This is a genomic window from Bacillus sp. NEAU-CP5 (assembly GCF_026420705.1).
GTDB lineage: Bacteria > Bacillota > Bacilli > Bacillales > Bacillaceae > Bacillus > Bacillus velezensis.
In genome coordinates, this window is sequence record NZ_JAPMOV010000002.1 from 633,731 (window position 1) to 650,627 (window position 16,897).

Below are 16,897 nucleotides of genomic sequence, written 5' to 3' on the forward strand. Positions count from 1 at the left end.
CTCCTTTTAGTTCATTACCCGCCGGACTGAATAGATGTCTCTGATCTGCTTAATCCGCTCGACCACTTTATGCAGATGGTTGATGTTTTGAATAAAAATCGCCATATGAATCGTAGCGACTTTATTGCGGTCGGATTTGCCGGAGACAGAGGAGATGTTGGTTTTCGTCTCATTTACGGCTTGGAGCACCTCATTTAAAAGCCCGAGACGGTCATACCCCAAAATCTCAATCTCAACGTTATATTCTTTGCGTCTTTGAACCTGTGATTCATGCTCCCATTCAACGGGGATCAGACGTTCCTGCGCTTCATTCGTTTTGACGTTCGGACAGTCATCCCGGTGAACGGATACACCGCGGCCTTTTGTAATAAAACCGACAATATGGTCGCCAGGCACCGGGTTGCAGCATTTCGACAAGCGGACGAGAAGGTTGTCAATGCCTTTTACGCGCACACCCGCTTCCCGTTTTCTCCCTTGCGGATAATGTTTCGGCTCGGAAGTGACTTCCTGAACGATTTTTTCCTGCTCTTCCTGGTCACGCAGCTTCCGTTCTTTTTCGGTGAGCCTGTTGGCCACCTGAAGAGCGGTAATGCCGTTATACCCGACCGCCGCGTACATATCCTCTTCATTTGAGAAATTGAACTTGTCGGCAACTTTTTGAAGATTTTCGAGTGTTAAAACATCTTTCACTTCAAAATCAAGATTTTTAATTTCTTTCTCGACAAGCTCACGGCCTTTTTCGACGTTTTCTTCACGGCGCTGTTTCTTAAAGAATTGGCGGATTTTATGTTTCGCCTGGGACGTCTGCGCCAGTTTGACCCAGTCTTGACTCGGACCGTATGAATGCTTGGACGTCAGAATCTCGACGATGTCGCCCGTCCGGAGCTTATGGTCAAGCGTCACCATTTTTCCGTTCACTTTCGCCCCGATTGTTTTGTTGCCGATCTCCGAGTGGATTCTGTAGGAAAAATCAATCGGCACAGAGCCTGACGGCAGTTCAATGACATCGCCTTTTGGCGTAAATACGTATACCATGTCAGAAAACAGATCGATTTTCAGCGATTCCATAAATTCTTCCGCATCGGTAGACTCGTTTTGGAATTCCAGAATTTCACGGAACCAGGACAGTTTTTTCTCAAATGTCGCTTCTTCGTTTGCAGCCTTGCCTTCTTTATATGCCCAGTGTGCGGCCACCCCGTATTCAGCGATCTCATGCATCTCAAACGTTCTGATCTGCACTTCCAGCGGATCGCCTTTAGGCCCGATTACGGTCGTATGCAGCGACTGATACATATTCGGCTTAGGCATTGCAATATAATCTTTGAATCTGCCCGGCATCGGCTTCCAGCACGTATGAATAATGCCGAGTACGGCGTAGCAGTCTTTAATGCTTCCGACAAGAATACGGACGGCGAGCAGATCATATATTTCATTGAACTGTTTATTTTGCAGCGCCATCTTGCGGTAAATGCTGTAGATGTGCTTCGGACGTCCTGAAAAGTCCGCTTTGATATTCACTTCTTCGACGCGTTTTTTCACTTCATTGACAACCTCTTCGACATAAAGTTCGCGTTCCGCGCGCTTTTTCTTCATGAGGTTGACGATTCTGTAATATTGCTGAGGATTCAAATAACGGAGAGCGGTGTCTTCAAGCTCCCATTTGATTTTAGAAATCCCGAGCCGATGGGCCAGCGGAGCGAAAATTTCCAGCGTCTCATTTGAAATTCTCCGCTGCTTTTCCTGCGGAAGATGCTTTAACGTCCGCATATTGTGAAGGCGATCCGCCAGCTTGATCAATATGACTCTGATATCCTGAGCCATAGCGACAAACATTTTTCGATGGTTTTCCGCCTGCTGCTCCTCTTGAGATTTATACTTAATTTTACCGAGCTTCGTCACGCCGTCGACAAGCATCGCCACTTCTTCAGAAAATGCTTCCTTCAGGTCGTCGAGGGTGACATCCGTGTCCTCTACCACGTCATGCAGAAATCCGCCCGCAATTGTGGAAGGGTCCATTTCCAGATCGACGAGGATCCCCGCCACCTGAATCGGATGAATGATGTACGGCTCACCTGATTTGCGGTACTGTTCGCGATGCGCGTTTTGCGCATACAGGTAAGCTTTCTCAACAAACGCAATCTGCTCCTCCGGCAGATAAGTGCGCGCTTTATCTATTACTTGCTCGGCAGTCAATACTTGTTCGTTCGCCATGGAATCACCTTTTTTAAATGTAAACTGTATTAGTTTATTATCAAGAAAAAAACGAGAGATGTAAAGGGCAGAAGTTCAAAACACCTAAAGAATCTGTCAGGATGATGAAATAATAGGAAAAAAGCACCCTGACACGAGTGCTTTTTTCCATATGCGGTTAATATTTCATTAATGTTAAAATATCGTAATCGTCAAGCTTGTCTCTGCCGTCAAGGTAAGAAAGCTCGATTAAGAACGCAATACCGGCTACGACGCCGCCCAGCTCTTCGACTAGCTTAATCGTTGCTTCGATCGTGCCGCCTGTTGCAAGCAAGTCATCAGTAATCAGCACGCGCTGTCCCGGCAGAATCGCATCTTTATGAATTGTCAGTACGTCTTTTCCGTACTCCAAACCGTAATCGACTTTAATGACCTCACGCGGAAGTTTTCCTTCTTTCCGAACCGGCGCAAAGCCGACTCCGAGAGCGTATGCAACCGGACAGCCGATAATAAAGCCGCGCGCTTCAGGCCCGACAACTAAATCAATTTCTTTTTCTTTTGCATATTCAACAATTTGGTCAGTGGCGTAACGGTATACGTCGCCTTTGTCCATCAATGTCGTAATATCTTTAAATTGTACGCCTTCTTTCGGGTAATCGGGCACAATTGTTACGTATTTTTTAAGATCCATCTGTTCTATGTCCTCCTCGTACTTTCATAAGCTTCTGAACCTTGGTTCATCAGCTTATTCAGCCATTCCTTCAGCTCATGGGCTGCGGAATAATTGAGCTTCTGGTCTAATTCCATCAGCTGCTGTTTTACCTGATAGGTTTGCGAATCTGCCAGGTCGCGTTTTTTCGCGCCGCTCACGACAGACAGCACACCATCTTCTATTTTAACAAAACCGAGATCAAAAAACACCTTTGTCATGAAATTGATTGTGTCAATTGACCATCCTCTGTGTCTCGCAAGCTCTGAACCATGCTTGCCGAAGTCAAAAGCGCCCCTTTTCAAGAGAAATGCATAAAACCACTTGAAATCATTCCGCGATGGAAATGAGGACAGGAAATGTTCTTCATGATTGATAAAAACAAAATAAATCCGTTCCGGCTTCTTTCCGTCAAGCAAATGCTGCAGACGATCCGCTGACGGCGGCACATCCAGAAAAACGGCATATTTTCCGTCAAGCTGGAGAGCTTTCGCCTCGGATTCCGATGTGATCCCGGCAAGCTCGCCCGACAGCTCTTTTTCACGGAGCTTCTGAGCGGTTTTTTCGTTAAAGCTGATGAGCACCCGTTTTTCCTTCGGCAGCGCGGTGACCGTGTCTTCCCACGTCCGCTTGCCCCTGATATCAAAAAGCTGCCATTCCGGCACCGCAGCATCTTTAATCATCAGCTGGGGCTTCTTTCTGTTGTTCCATTCATTAATGGACATCTCGCCGACAATGGAAATCGTTGATCCGGGGACAACTCCGGCTTCAAGCTCTCCTTTGTTAAAGCCGACGCAGTCAAGGACGGCGGAGTCACTTTTCACCGTCATTTTCACGTGGTTTTTATTCGCTCCGATCAGGCGCACATCATCAAGCACGGCATTTTTCACCATCACATGCGGTTTAGGGTTAAGCATGCCGAACGGCGACAGCATATTCAATTCTGTAATGCTTTCAACGGTTATGTCTTCAACGCCGCAGACAAGATCAACCTCCTGAACGGGAATAAAATCCTCTTCCGTAAGGGTTTCTTCAGCCATTTGATTCAGCCTGTCCCTTAATTCCGCCACATCTTCAGCCTTCAACGTCATTCCTGCCGCCATCGGATGCCCGCCAAAATGAGGAAGAATGTCTCTGCACTGTGAAAGGCTCGTAAACAGGTTGAAGCCTCTGATGCTTCGCGCCGACCCTTTAGCGATTCCCTGCTCCTCATCTATCCCAAGCACAACAGCGGGCCGGTAAAAACGTTCAGCCAGCTTCGATGCGACAATACCGACGACTCCCGGATTCCAGCCGGCTTTTGCCACTACAATGGCAGACGGGTTTCCGCCTTGCTGCTGAACCATTTCAACAGCCTCTTCGGTCATGGTTTTCACCATTTTCTGCCGCTCTTTATTCAGCCGGTCAATATCCGAAGCCAGTTCCTCCGCTTCAAACTGATCTTCAGTCATCAGCAGGTGCACGGCGGGATCGGCCTGTTCTATTCTTCCGACGGCATTGAGCCTCGGCGCGACCTGAAATCCGATCGTTTCCTCATCAGCTTGTCCGATATCTCCGCCGGAAAGCTTGATCAGAGCTTTGAGGCCCGGCCGATTTGTCGTCCGAAGCCTTTCGATCCCGAGTGACGCAATTAATCTGTTTTCATCATGAAGAGGCACCAGATCTGCAACCGTACCGATTGCCGCCAAGTCCAGCATAGCTTCCGGCAAAGAACCCGTAAGCGCGTGGGCAAGCTTAAACGCCACACCGACGCCGGCCAATTCTTTAAACGGATAGCCGCATCCCGGCTGCTTCGGGTGGATGATCGCAAATACGTCAGGAAGCTCGGGTCCCGGCTCATGGTGGTCGGTAATAATGACGTCTAAGCCCAGCTCTTTTGCGACTTCAGCTTCATGGACGGCGGCGATTCCCGTATCCACTGTAATGATCAGCGAAAATCCCCGCTCTTTTATGGAGCGGAAAGCTTGTTCATTCGGGCCGTAGCCTTCTGTAAAACGGTCGGGAATATAAAAGTCAACGTCCGCCGACAGCTGTCTGAGTGCCGTCAGCATCACCGACGTGCTTGTAACGCCGTCCGCATCGTAATCTCCGTAAATCATAATCGGTTCCCCTTGAGAAACCGCCAGTTTTATCCGATCAACTGCTTCCCGCATTCCCTTTAATTCATACGGGTCATAAAAGTCTGCATCCTTTGTATGTAAAAACAGCCTTGCGCTTTCGGCAGTATCAAAACCTCTTTTTACAAGCAGTGATGCCACAAGAGGTGTTATGTCCAATTGTTCTGTGAGTGATTTGACTTTTTCCTGATCCGGCTGCTGGATTTCCCAGCGCATTTTTGACGCTAACATAAATTCACCCCTCAACCACCCTATTATACTAGAGCGGGCTGAGGGGTTTCAAATGTTATTCTGATCCTTTTTTCTCTTCAAGCATTTTTTCCGGCGGCGCGGCTGTTTTTTGGCCGTCCGAATCAGCCGTCAATTCACCTGCGGATCTGTTTTCTTTCCGCAGCATTTTAATTTCGCGCTTCAGTTTCATCACTTGAAAGATACCGGCTGAAAACACGATCAGCGCTCCCATTAACACAGAGCCTAAAATGACTAAAATCAGCGGCCATTCAGCGGTTCCGAACAGATAATCAACCTCAACCGCCCGCACGTTAATGACAGCAAAGATGGCGACAATCAAAGTAAATAGTAAAGCGAATATAATAGTCCATTGTTTATTCATGCGTCTGCCCCCAATTGTTCATTCTTATCTTTTCCCCCATTTTCCCGGGAGTAAACCCCGGTCTCAGGAAATCCGGGCCGTTAACTGCTCGCGGATCAGCTTTTTCAGTCCGCTTCTTTCTCCCGATATGACGAGGGTGTCCCCTGCTTCAATTACGGTATCAATGCCGGGACTCAGCTGTTTTTGCCGGTTTTTCTTTACGATCGCAATAATCTGGACGTTGTAATGTTTCTTGGTCTCCAAATCTCCGATTGTACGGCTGACAGCCGGTGCATGAGATTCGGCTTTAAACCACTCAATGACGAGGTCATCAAGCGCGACTTCCACAGATTCCAGCGCTTTCGGCTTATACGTCATCCCGCCTAAAATAGCGGAAATCTGCCTCGCCTCTTCGTCGTTAAATTCAACGGATGCCAAGCATTCGTCATGATCATTCTCATCGAAGTAATAGAGCTCTTTTCTGCCGTCATCATGAAGAATAATACTGATTTTATCGTGATTTTTCGTAATGACTTCTACTTTCTGGCCGATGCCCGGAAGCTCCGACTCACGAACGTTCATAAGAACCCTCCTACATGTTTTTACAATGATGATTGATTATGTAAGCGTATGTCATTATAGCAAATGCAGGTTTTAAGTTCAATGCGGCCTGAAAAAACAGGCTGCCTTCTGCAAGACAGCCTGTTCCCATTTTACTCTTCGATTGATTTTTTCCCTTTAAATTCTTTACCTTTCCATACAAGCCACAGCTGCGCGGCGATGTAAAGAGAGGAATAAACGCCCGTCAATAAACCGACCAATAAAGCGACGGAGAAGTTTGTAATTGACGATGAGCCCAAAATGAGCAGCACGACGACAACAATCACAACGGTCAAGACCGTATTGATCGAACGTGTAAAGGTTTGCTGCAAGCTCAGATTCACGATATGTTCCAGATCGGCAAATGACTTCGGCTTACGTTTTTTCATCTGCTCACGTATCCGGTCAAATGTAACGATCGTATCATTTATCGAGTAACCGATTATGGTGAGAATAGCGGCGATAAAGGTGACATCGACCTCCAGCCTGGTAATGCTGAAAAACGCGACGATAAAGAAAGCGTCATACAGCAGGGATACAATTGCGGCGACAGCCATTCTGTACTCGAAACGGATTGACACGTAAATAATAATGCCGATTGATGCAATGGCGACGGCATATAAGGCATTACGGGCCAGTTCTTTTCCGACTGTCGGCGATACCGTGCTGACGTTCGGCTCAGATCCGTATTTGTCCTTAAAGTACGTTTTGATTTCAGCGATTTTTTCTTTAGATGGCTCTCCGACAAACCGGGCCGCGGCAACATGGTTCTCTTTACCAGAAAGCACGATGTTTTCCGGTTCCATGCCGAGAGAGTCAAAGTCTTTTTCAACCTGCTGCGCCGTCAATGCATGATTGCTCTGCACGTCAATCCGCGCACCGCTTGCAAAATCGATTCCCAGGTTGAGCTTAAAGACCAGTAAGATGATAATTCCCGCAATGGTTACAGCGCTTGAGAAAATAAAGAAATATTTTCGCTTGCTCGTGAAATCCCATTTTTGGAATGCCGTATGCGGTTCAGTATTTTCATCCGTTTTTTGAATGTCCATAATATGTTTTTTCTTGACGCCGAACCAGCCTTTTTTCCGGTCAAGCCATCTGCTTTCCACAAGAAGGGAGAGCAGGAATCTTGAAAGAAAGACAGCTGTAATAAAGCTTGTCAGAATTGACAGAATCAGCATCGTCGCAAACCCTTTTACAGAGCTTGTCCCGAAAATAAAGAGCACGACCGCTGCGATGATCGTTGTGATGTTCGCATCGAAAATCGTCGCGAATGACCGTCTGTTCCCTGAACGGAAAGCTGAGCGGACGGATTTGCCGAGTTTCAGTTCTTCTTTTATCCGTTCATAGGTGATGATGTTGGCGTCAACCGCCATCCCGACACCCAAAATGAGCGCCGCAATACCCGGAAGCGTCAGCACCGCCTGCATCCAGTCGAACACTTGAAGCGTAATATACACGTATACAGAAAGCGTAATTACCGCTATGAGTCCAGGCAGTCTGTAATAAAGCAGCATAAATAAGAAAACAATTGCAATACCGATGATGCCGGCCTCTACCGTATCATGCAAAGCCTGCTGTCCGAATTGCGCCCCTACTGAAGTAGAGTATTTTTCGGTCAGTTTCACAGGCAGCGCGCCCGCGTTTAAAATATTGGCCAAGTCCTTCGCTTTTTGAACGGTGAATTGACCTTCAATCGTGACATCCTTCGTGTTTAATTCCTGGCTCACATTCGGAGCGGATACATATTTCGGATGTTTTTTGCCGACTTCTTTTTTAAATGAATCGCCTTTTTGGTAATCAAGCCAGATCACAAGCTGATTATTAGGCGCCATTTTCTTGACTTTTTTCGTCACTTCTCCGAACTTATCCGCATCCTTCAGCTTAACGCTGACAATCGGTTCGTTCGTCGTCGGATCAAAGGTTTGCTTCGCGCCGTTTTCCACGAGATCAGAGCCGTTTAACAGCTCTTTATCATTCGTATCCCTGAACGAGAGCTGCGCTTCCGTTGACAGAATTTCGCGCGCCCTGTTCTGATTCGTGACGCCCGCCAGCTGTACGCGGATGCGGTTATTTCCTTCAATCTGAATGTTCGGCTCGCTTACGCCGAGAACGTTAGCCCGGCGGTTCAGCGCCTGCACCGTGCTGACGAGCACGTCTTTTGTGATTTTATCGCCTTTTTTGACGGGCTGCACATCGTACAGAACTTCAAACCCGCCGCGTAAATCCAATCCTAACGTAATATTATTGGCAGCCGGTTTTGTAAAATACCCCAGCCCTGTGCCGATCAATAATACGATCAGGAAAAACGCAATCAAGCGTCCTTTTTTCATTATGTATTTCCTCCTTAAACCTATGCCGTCAAATCATTATCTCAGCAGTTCATCTAAAGCTTCCTGACCCTCATCGCTTTCCAGCCAATTAGACGACTTAAAAGCTTCGACGGTTGCATAGTTCATAAAATCGCCAATTTTAACTGATAAAATATGACCGGCCAATTCATACAGCGGCAGTTCCTTTTTCTGTTTCCACTTTTTATGTATTAAGTATGACCATAAACTCTCGTGCTCAACATCATCGTATCCGAGGATTTTGAACTCTTCAAGTTTACTGTACAAGAAAGGCCGCAAATGATCTTTGTACATTTCGGCGGGATGTTTCTCCACTGGGCGCTCGCTCCTTTTTCCATTTTTCTCGAAGACTTGTCATGCTCGGACGACATCGGCGCATATCTTTATTGTATATGATTCCAGGTAGTTTGAGAAGGCAGGGGTTTATAAAATGGCAAAACAGACTTTTTTAAGGGGCACTCTTATTCTCATCGCAGCCGGGATGATTACGAGAATGCTCGGCTTTGTCAACCGGGTGGTTATCGCCCGGTTTATCGGTGAAGAAGGGGTCGGTTTATACATGATGGCTGCCCCGACATTTTTCTTGGCCACCACTTTGACTCAATTCGGCCTCCCCGTTGCCATCAGCAAACTTGTCGCTGAAGCAAGCGCGCGGGGGGACCGGCAGAAAATGAAACACATTTTAGTGATGTCGCTTACCGTCACCGGAATATTAAGTCTCATCTTCACGCCGCTGTTTTTATGCTTTGCGCCGATTATGTCCGAAACGATGCTGACGGATCAGCGCACGGTTTACCCGCTTCTGGCGATTACGCCCGTCGTGCCGATTATTGCGATCTCCAGCGTGCTGCGCGGTTACTTTCAGGGCAGGCAGAATATGAATCCGCTGGCGTTTTCCCAAGTGCTTGAGCAGATCGTGCGGATTTCACTTGTCGCGGTCTGCACGACGGTGTTTCTGCCGTACGGGATTGAATATGCCGCAGCCGGAGCTATGATTTCGTCTGTCATCGGGGAGCTTGCCTCTCTTATTTATTTATTCATTTGTTTTAAAGCAAATAAAACAATCAGAATCAGAAAACAATTTTTCAAGTCGATTGCAAATGGAAAAGAAACCTTCCGCCAGCTGATGAGCGTGTCGCTCCCGACAACCGGAAGCCGCTTCATCGGAAATTTATCTTGGTTTTTTGAACCTATTGTCGTCGCGCAGAGCCTTGCGATTGCAGGAGTGGCCACCGCTGCCGCTACCAGCCAGTACGGGGAGCTGACCGGATTTGCCATGACGGTTTTGACGCTGCCCAGCTTTATAACCTATTCTCTGTCAACGGCGCTTGTTCCTGCGATCAGTGAAGGAATGGAGCAAAAAAAGCTGCAAGTTGTCGAATACCGTCTGGAACAGGCGATGAGGCTGTGTCTTTTAAGCGGAGGCATTTCGGTGGTTATTTTATTCTCTTTCGCTGATGAACTGATGTCCGTCATGTACGGATCAACTAATGCAGCGGTATTTGTTAAAGTGATGGCGCCGTTTTTTCTGCTTTACTATTTTCAGGGGCCCCTTCAGGCGGTGCTGCAGGCTCTCAATTTAGCCGGGGCCGCCATGATGAACAGTTTTATCGGCGCCGCTGTCAAAACTGGCCTGATTTTTGTTTTGGCGACCAGGCCTTCATTGGGCATCATGGGCGCCGCACTTGCGATTGTAACGGGGATGGTCCTTGTCACCCTGCTGCATGCGGCCACCGTAAGCAAGGTGCTTCCGATCAGCATTAAAATAAAAGAATACGCGCTCTGTTTTGCCGTTATATTCATTTGCGGTTATGTCAGCCGCATCATCAAGCACGCCGTTCATTTTTCAGGGTCAGAGGCTGTTAATCTCACAGGCTGGATTGCAATGACCGCGATTTTGTACATTGCGCTTCTTCTGTTATTCAGGCTGATTAAAAGGGAAGAGCTGATCCGGATTCCGGTCATCGGCAAGTTCGTGACGCGGTAAAACCCATTTATGGCTCCCCTTTTTCATCTTTAAGATCAATAAAAAAAGCGCCGTCCGTAAACGTGCAGAATGATATAACCGAAAGATCGCGATATCCTCTTTTTGCTAAATTTTTTTCGAGCCAGTGTTTATCTTTCCCGATTCTGTCCAGATGCTCGTTCTGAATGACCCCGTCAACGATAAGCGATGTTTCCATCTGCTTATCCTTATTGTTTTTCTTTTTGACGATCGACAGTTTGCCCGAAGACTCCAAAATGGCGTATGACACGTCAGAGATTCTATCGATGTTATTCTCCCTCAGCTGCATAAGAAGATCGTCAAAATTGTAGCGCTGCGATCTCATCGCCCGTTCATCAATTTTTCCCTGTTTTATAATAATGGTGGGTTTTCCGTCAAGCAGCTGCCGTATTTTTTGGCTTTTGAGCGAAATAAAAGCAAGGCTTACTTGAATAATCATTAAAACGACAATCGGCACAATTGTATGCAAAAGCTTATCTTTTACATTTTCAATTGCCAATACGGCAATCTCGGCAATCATAATGGAGACGACAAGGTCTAAAATGCTCAGTTCTCCGATTTCCCGTTTTCCCATCAGTCTGAAAATCACAAGAATGATAAAATAAAGCACAATCGTACGAAACGTAATAATGAAAATATCTTCCATATCGCACCTCCAACGGTCATAGCATTTGCCACCGGCTCTGAATTATGTAAGAAAAGGGCTGAACATCATGCATTTACGTCTAATTCGAACATTCAGAGAATACATTTAGAAAAAGACGGGCTCCGGCTTGTCATATATCAGGCCGCAGGGCGGAGAGGAGATAAAAATGGAAGAAACGAAACAAGTGGGAAGAGGCGTCTTGTACGGCTTAGTGGCTATCTTTGCGGTGATGCTTCTTACGAGTTTGGCGATTTCGCTTTTACTGACGGTTACCTCAATGGAAGAGTCATCTTTCAGCTGGCTGATCACCGCGCTTTCCTTTCTTTCTTTATTTGCGGGCGGTTTTATATCGGGCGGCAAAGCGAAGGAAAAAGGCTGGATGATCGGAGCGTTAACCGCCGTCTGTTTTTCATTAATCATCTTGCTGTTTCAATATTTAGGGTTCGGAAAAACGTTTACATCCGGTCAGCTTTTGTTTCATCTCGGCTTTTTGGGAGTCAGCATGCTGGGAGGCATTTTCGGAGTGAATTTGAAAGGAAGCAGATCAGCGTAATAAAAAAAGAGCGGATTCTCCGCTCTTTTTTTTGTATGTATGAGCTTCGCTGTTATTCAGCGGAAGCTTCTCTGATTGCGCGGCGGTCAAATGTTAAACGGGTGTTATCACCTGTTTTAATGACGACCTTGCTTTCATCAATTGAATCAACAGTGCCGTGCAATCCTCCGATTGTCACCACTGTATCCCCTTTTTTCAGCTCTTCCTGCATCTGGCGTACGGCCTTCTGCTGCTTTTGCTGCGGACGGATGAGCAGGAAATAAAGCACTGCAAACATTAAAATAATAGGAACGATTGTGCCTAAAGTACCCATCTGTTTCCCTCCTTTCAAGAATGGTTTTATTTAGAAGCTTTTCGCATTTGGCTTATTATAGCCGTAACGCTCAAAGAACTCTTCTCGGAAATCACCAAGACGATCCTCCCGGATGGCTTGTCTGACCTGCTCCATTAAGTGTAACAGAAAATGAAGGTTATGGTAAGTTGTTAATCGAATTCCAAACGTTTCATTACAGCGGATCAAATGTCTGATGTAAGCGCGGGAGTAATTTTGGCATGTATGGCAGCTGCACTCTTCGTCAATCGGACGGAAATCACGCTCATATTTGGCGTTTTTCATATTCAGACGCCCTTCATTCGTAAACACCGTGCCGTTTCGGGCAATCCGGGTCGGCAGTACGCAGTCAAACATATCCACGCCGCGGATGGCGCCGTCAATTAAGGCATCCGGTGAACCCACACCCATTAAATATCTCGGCTTGTCCTTCGGTAAAAGCGGAGTTGTAAACTCAAGCACTCGGTTCATGACGTGCTTCGGCTCGCCGACAGATAATCCGCCTATGGCATAACCCGGAAAATCAAGCGAAACCAAGTCTTTTGCACTTTGTGTCCGCAGATCTTCGTATTCTCCGCCCTGTACGATTCCGAACAGCCCCTGCTCATCTGAGCGCCCGTGCGCCTCCAGGCAGCGTTCCGCCCAGCGGCTGGTCCGTTCCACAGAACGTTTCATGTAATCATACTCTGCCGGATACGGCGGACACTCATCAAACGCCATCATGATATCAGAGCCGAGGGCGTTTTGAATTTCCATCGCTTTTTCCGGAGATAAAAACAGCTTGTCTCCGTTTAAGTGATTGCGGAAATGAACGCCTTCTTCTTCTATATTACGAAACTTGCTCAATGAAAAGACCTGAAAACCGCCGGAATCCGTTAAAATCGCGCGGTCCCAGTTCATAAACTTATGAAGCCCGCCCGCTTCTTTTACAATGTCATGTCCCGGACGGAGCCATAAATGGTACGTATTGCTTAAAATAATGCCCGCATCCATAGATTTCAGCTCGTCCGGAGACATCGTCTTTACCGTAGCAAGCGTGCCGACCGGCATAAATACAGGCGTCTCAAAGGAGCCGTGGGGCGTATGGACTCTGCCCAGGCGCGCTCCCGTTTGTTTGCATTCCTTTATAAATTCATAACGTATCGGTTGTTCAGCCACTTTGTATGAGGCCTCCTGTCATTCAAATTAGATAATCAGCATGGCGTCGCCAAAGCTGAAGAAACGATATTCCTCTTCTACCGCATGACGGTAGGCGGAAAGAACATGCTCTCTGCCGGCAAGCGCAGAAACGAGCATAATAAGCGAAGATTTCGGCAGATGAAAATTGGTGATCATGCCGTCAATCGCTTTAAATTCATATCCCGGATAAATGAAGATGGACGTCCAGCCGCTTGAAGCTGTAAATACGCCGTCATGCTCGCCGGCAATGGTTTCCAGGGTGCGCGTTGATGTCGTCCCGACCGACACAATGCGCCCACCCGCCTTTCTGACCTCGTTTAAAGAGGCGGCGGTTTCTTCCGTCATTTCATAAAATTCAGCGTGCATGTTATGCTCTTCCACATCATCCGCACTGACCGGGCGGAATGTGCCGAGTCCCACATGAAGTGTGATAAATTCAATCCGCACACCCTTTTGCTTCAGCTCGTCCAGAATCTCTTCCGTAAAATGAAGTCCGGCCGTCGGAGCTGCGGCAGATCCGATTTCTTTTGAAAAGACGGTCTGATACCGTTCTTTATCATCAAGCTGCTCTTTAATATAAGGAGGCAGCGGCATTTCACCGAGTGATTCAAGCACTTCGTAAAAAATCCCCTCATACCGGAATTCTATTTTTCTGCCTCCGTGATCAAGCTCCTCCGTGCAGACCGCTGTCAGCCGGCCGTCGCCAAATGTCAGGACCGTTCCTTTTTTTACGCGTTTCGCCGGCTTTACGAGCGTTTCCCATGTGTCATTTTCTTCCTGTTTTAATAACAGAAGCTCCACTTTCGCTCCCGTATCTTCTTTTGTGCCGAATAATCTTGCAGGCAGCACACGGGTATTGTTCAAGACGAGGCAATCCCCTTCATTAAAAAAGCTTACAATCTCTTTAAATGAACTGTCCGTCAGCCCGCCCGTCTGTTTGTCGAGCACCATCAGCCGCGATGCGTCACGCTCTTTCAGCGGCACTTGGGCAATGAGGCGTTCAGGCAGTTCAAAATCAAATAAATCGACTTTCATCATTTCACCTTTATTCTGTCTATTGTTATTTCATTCTGCCGAAAAAATTAAGCAGAATGGATAGTATCACACTGATCACAATACAAGTGACAACGGGAAAGAAAAATGTAACATTTCCCTTCTTAACGAAAATATCTCCGGGCAGCCTTCCGACAAAGTGCCAGACTGCGCCGGCAATAAGCAAAACGGCACCGAGAACCATGAGAACCTTCGGAAAGTCAGTCACGGGCGGGCGCCTCCAATCGAAAATGTTCATACACAGCGGGAGTCACGACCCGTCCCCTCGGCGTCCTCTGGAGAAATCCGATCTGCAGCAGATACGGTTCGTACACATCCTCTATTGTATGCGGTTCTTCGCCGATTGTCGCGGAAATCGTATCAAGGCCGACAGGACCGCCGCTGAATTTTTCGATCATGCCCATCAGCAGCTTATGGTCGATATGATCGAGGCCGAGCGCATCGACTTGAAGACGTTCGAGCGCATCGTGAGCGATTTCTTCCGTGATGCGGCTGTCGCCGAGCACCTGGGCAAAATCTCTCACCCTTCTGAGAAGCCGGTTTGCAACCCGCGGCGTACCCCTTGACCGTCTGGCGATTTCCAGAGCCGGAGCTTCTTCGATATCCACTTCAAAAACGTCAGCCGTTCTTGACACGATATCTGTCAGCTCTTCCTGCGTATAGTATTCAAGGCGCGACAGCACCCCGAACCGGTCTCTGAGCGGTGCGGTCAATAATCCGACCCTTGTCGTAGCTCCTACAAGCGTAAAAGGGGGAAGGTCGAGACGGACGGAGCGGGCGGACGGGCCTTTTCCAATGACGATATCAAGGCAGAAATCCTCCATCGCCGGGTACAGCACTTCCTCAATTGAGCGGTTCAGCCTGTGAATTTCGTCTATAAACAGCACATCCCCTGGTTCGAGCGCCGTCAAAATGGCTGCCAAATCTCCCGGTCTTTCGATGGCGGGACCTGACGTCGTCCGCATCTCCACACCCATCTCATTGGCCACGATAGACGCAAGCGTTGTTTTCCCGAGACCCGGAGGCCCATATAAAAGAACGTGGTCCAGCGTTTCCTGCCTCATTTTCGCCGCATCGATAAACACGCGCAGATTTTCTTTCACCTTCTTTTGGCCGATATACTGGGCGAGATTCTGCGGCCTGAGGCTTTGCTCGATTATTGATTCATGGCTGTCTGCTTCACTTGAAACGAGCCGTTCATCCATGAACATCACCTTACTTTAATAATTTTTGCAATGCTTTTTTCACATATTGATCTGTTGAAAGCGCCGTTTCCTCTTTTAAGTGAGGAAGCACTTTTTTAATTTCTTTTTCGGCGTAGCCGAGAACCCGGAGCGCTTCAAGCGCCTCGTCAAGCGCCGTTTCAGCCTCTTGTTTTTCAATGCGCGCTTCATGATTGAACAGGTTGTCAATCATTTCAGGCACGACGTCGGCCAGTTTGCCTTTCAAATCAAGAATAATCTGCCGCGCCGTTTTTTTGCCCACACCCGGAAATTTCACCAAAAAGGCTTCATCTTCCTGTTCGATCGCTTCGATGACAGCTCCGGGATCACCTGAACCGAGGATGGCGAGCGCCCCTTTAGGCCCGATGCCGGTGACGTTCAGCAGCTTTGTGAAAAGCGCTTTTTCTTCCCGGGTTGAAAAACCGTACAAAGAAAAGGCGTCTTCTTTTATATGATGATACGTAAAAATGGTCTCTTGATTGCTTACCTTATAAATAAACGGATTCGGAGTGAAGACCTGATAGCCGATTCCGCCGTTTTCAATCACGATGTATTGGGGAGATACGTAATCAATCGTCCCCTTCACGAATTCAATCACACCTATTCACCTCTTTGACTGCTTATCATTGTAACACAAAAACAGCCAAAGTCTTATAGAAAAGTTAACGTATGTTCGCTTTGACACCTTCCATTCAGAAAAAAAAAGACATGTGTCACATGTCTTGCGTCAAAGTCAGCCGCTGTAAGTCTTAATATGATCGATCACGCTCTCAAACTCCGCTTTTGTCCTGTACGGTATGCCGTGTTCCAAGTGCTTTTGCAATCGGCTTTCCAGCCTTTCTATATCAATCTGAAAGAAAGACTGAATCGGCTCGGCCAGCGATCCGGGACGGCCGTGAAAAGTGGAGATGACGCCTCCGTCCGTGACGCCGATATAACCGTTAACCTTACTGAGCGGAGAAATGTCATCAACATGCTTACGGAAAAGGACGAAGCCTTTTTTCTGCTCAACGAGCGTCCAGCCGGAGTATGCGGCCCAAAAATCCTCCATCGCTAAAACGGTTTCATCCGTATGTTCAATGCCGACATCACCGTCAAGATAGACCTTTTCCAGCTGGACATGCACCCGAAGCGGCCCGTAATGCTCGACCTCCGCCCCGTATGCGCCTTTTCCTCCGCAAATCAGGACTGCAGCTGATAAGATAAGCATAAACAATAGACGCGCACCGCAAATTCGTTTCACCAATAACACCTCTTTATTCAATCAAACTCTTGATGCTAGTTTGACCAAAGATGCCGGTGCTTAATCGTTTTCTTTCATTTGTCTGTTTCAGGCCGAAAAAAAGCA

At 47.4% G+C, this 16,897-nt stretch carries 17 protein-coding genes; 2 read left to right on the plus strand and 15 right to left on the minus strand.

Going from position 1 to position 16,897, the window contains the following annotated elements; genetic code table 11:
* Positions 1-6 precede the first annotated feature (6 nt).
* The 7 genes from relA to OTK50_RS08355 form a co-directional block, all read right to left on the minus strand.
* Positions 7-2,211 carry a GTP diphosphokinase gene (gene relA, locus OTK50_RS08325; protein ID WP_003152716.1) on the minus strand — a complete coding sequence of 735 codons (2,205 nt, stop codon included), beginning with the start codon at positions 2,209-2,211 and terminating at the stop codon, positions 7-9.
* 157 nt (positions 2,212-2,368) lie between these two features.
* Positions 2,369-2,881, minus strand: coding sequence for an adenine phosphoribosyltransferase (locus OTK50_RS08330; protein ID WP_003152714.1), 513 nt, complete (start codon positions 2,879-2,881; stop codon positions 2,369-2,371).
* A 5-nt stretch (positions 2,882-2,886) separates the two neighbouring features.
* Positions 2,887-5,247: a single-stranded-DNA-specific exonuclease RecJ gene (gene recJ / locus OTK50_RS08335; protein ID WP_224223707.1), complete on the minus strand. Its 2,361-nt coding sequence runs from the start codon at positions 5,245-5,247 to the stop codon at positions 2,887-2,889.
* Positions 5,248-5,302: 55 nt separating this feature from the next.
* The gene (locus OTK50_RS08340; RefSeq protein ID WP_224223708.1) at positions 5,303-5,629 is read right to left on the minus strand and encodes a LapA family protein; all 327 of its coding nucleotides are present in this window, start codon (positions 5,627-5,629) and stop codon (positions 5,303-5,305) included.
* Positions 5,630-5,692: 63 nt separating this feature from the next.
* Positions 5,693-6,190, minus strand: coding sequence for a cation:proton antiporter regulatory subunit (locus OTK50_RS08345; RefSeq protein ID WP_045208359.1), 498 nt, complete (start codon positions 6,188-6,190; stop codon positions 5,693-5,695).
* A 131-nt stretch (positions 6,191-6,321) separates the two neighbouring features.
* A complete protein-coding gene (secDF, locus tag OTK50_RS08350) occupies positions 6,322-8,541 on the minus strand; it encodes a protein translocase subunit SecDF (protein WP_032873841.1) in 2,220 nt (739 codons plus the stop codon).
* 36 nt (positions 8,542-8,577) lie between these two features.
* Positions 8,578-8,874 carry a post-transcriptional regulator gene (locus tag OTK50_RS08355; protein WP_224223709.1) on the minus strand — a complete coding sequence of 99 codons (297 nt, stop codon included), beginning with the start codon at positions 8,872-8,874 and terminating at the stop codon, positions 8,578-8,580.
* A gap of 115 nt (positions 8,875-8,989) precedes the next feature.
* Here OTK50_RS08355 and spoVB point away from each other — a divergent pair, with 115 nt between their 5' ends.
* Entirely contained in the window at positions 8,990-10,546 is a 1,557-nt protein-coding gene (gene spoVB / locus OTK50_RS08360) for a stage V sporulation protein B (protein ID WP_007408188.1), read from the plus strand.
* A gap of 7 nt (positions 10,547-10,553) precedes the next feature.
* Here spoVB and OTK50_RS08365 read toward each other — a convergent pair whose 3' ends face one another.
* Positions 10,554-11,210: a DUF421 domain-containing protein gene (locus OTK50_RS08365; RefSeq protein WP_003152699.1), complete on the minus strand. Its 657-nt coding sequence runs from the start codon at positions 11,208-11,210 to the stop codon at positions 10,554-10,556.
* A gap of 166 nt (positions 11,211-11,376) precedes the next feature.
* Here OTK50_RS08365 and OTK50_RS08370 point away from each other — a divergent pair, with 166 nt between their 5' ends.
* The gene (locus OTK50_RS08370; RefSeq protein WP_003152697.1) at positions 11,377-11,763 is read left to right on the plus strand and encodes a TIGR04086 family membrane protein; all 387 of its coding nucleotides are present in this window, start codon (positions 11,377-11,379) and stop codon (positions 11,761-11,763) included.
* Positions 11,764-11,815: 52 nt separating this feature from the next.
* On the opposite strand, the gene yajC is transcribed toward OTK50_RS08370, so the two are convergent.
* The 7 genes from yajC to OTK50_RS08405 all read right to left on the minus strand — a co-directional run bounded on the left by yajC (position 11,816) and on the right by OTK50_RS08405 (position 16,792).
* Positions 11,816-12,076, minus strand: a complete 261-nt coding sequence (gene yajC, locus OTK50_RS08375; protein ID WP_007408187.1) for a preprotein translocase subunit YajC — start codon at positions 12,074-12,076, stop codon at positions 11,816-11,818.
* A 30-nt stretch (positions 12,077-12,106) separates the two neighbouring features.
* Positions 12,107-13,252, minus strand: coding sequence for a tRNA guanosine(34) transglycosylase Tgt (gene tgt / locus OTK50_RS08380; RefSeq protein WP_014305500.1), 1,146 nt, complete (start codon positions 13,250-13,252; stop codon positions 12,107-12,109).
* A gap of 27 nt (positions 13,253-13,279) precedes the next feature.
* On the minus strand, positions 13,280-14,308 hold the full coding sequence (queA, locus tag OTK50_RS08385; protein WP_029326052.1) for a tRNA preQ1(34) S-adenosylmethionine ribosyltransferase-isomerase QueA: 1,029 nt from the start codon (positions 14,306-14,308) through the stop codon (positions 13,280-13,282).
* A gap of 25 nt (positions 14,309-14,333) precedes the next feature.
* The gene (locus OTK50_RS08390) at positions 14,334-14,534 is read right to left on the minus strand and encodes a DUF2905 domain-containing protein (protein WP_003152687.1); all 201 of its coding nucleotides are present in this window, start codon (positions 14,532-14,534) and stop codon (positions 14,334-14,336) included.
* Positions 14,527-15,531, minus strand: a complete 1,005-nt coding sequence (ruvB, locus tag OTK50_RS08395) for a Holliday junction branch migration DNA helicase RuvB (RefSeq protein ID WP_003152685.1) — start codon at positions 15,529-15,531, stop codon at positions 14,527-14,529. The genes OTK50_RS08390 and ruvB overlap by 8 nt, the downstream gene beginning before the upstream one ends.
* Positions 15,532-15,541: 10 nt before the next feature.
* Positions 15,542-16,147: a Holliday junction branch migration protein RuvA gene (ruvA, locus tag OTK50_RS08400; RefSeq protein WP_003152683.1), complete on the minus strand. Its 606-nt coding sequence runs from the start codon at positions 16,145-16,147 to the stop codon at positions 15,542-15,544.
* A gap of 135 nt (positions 16,148-16,282) precedes the next feature.
* Positions 16,283-16,792: an intercompartmental signaling factor BofC gene (locus OTK50_RS08405; RefSeq protein ID WP_129093754.1), complete on the minus strand. Its 510-nt coding sequence runs from the start codon at positions 16,790-16,792 to the stop codon at positions 16,283-16,285.
* Between the last annotated feature and the right edge of the window lie 105 nt (positions 16,793-16,897).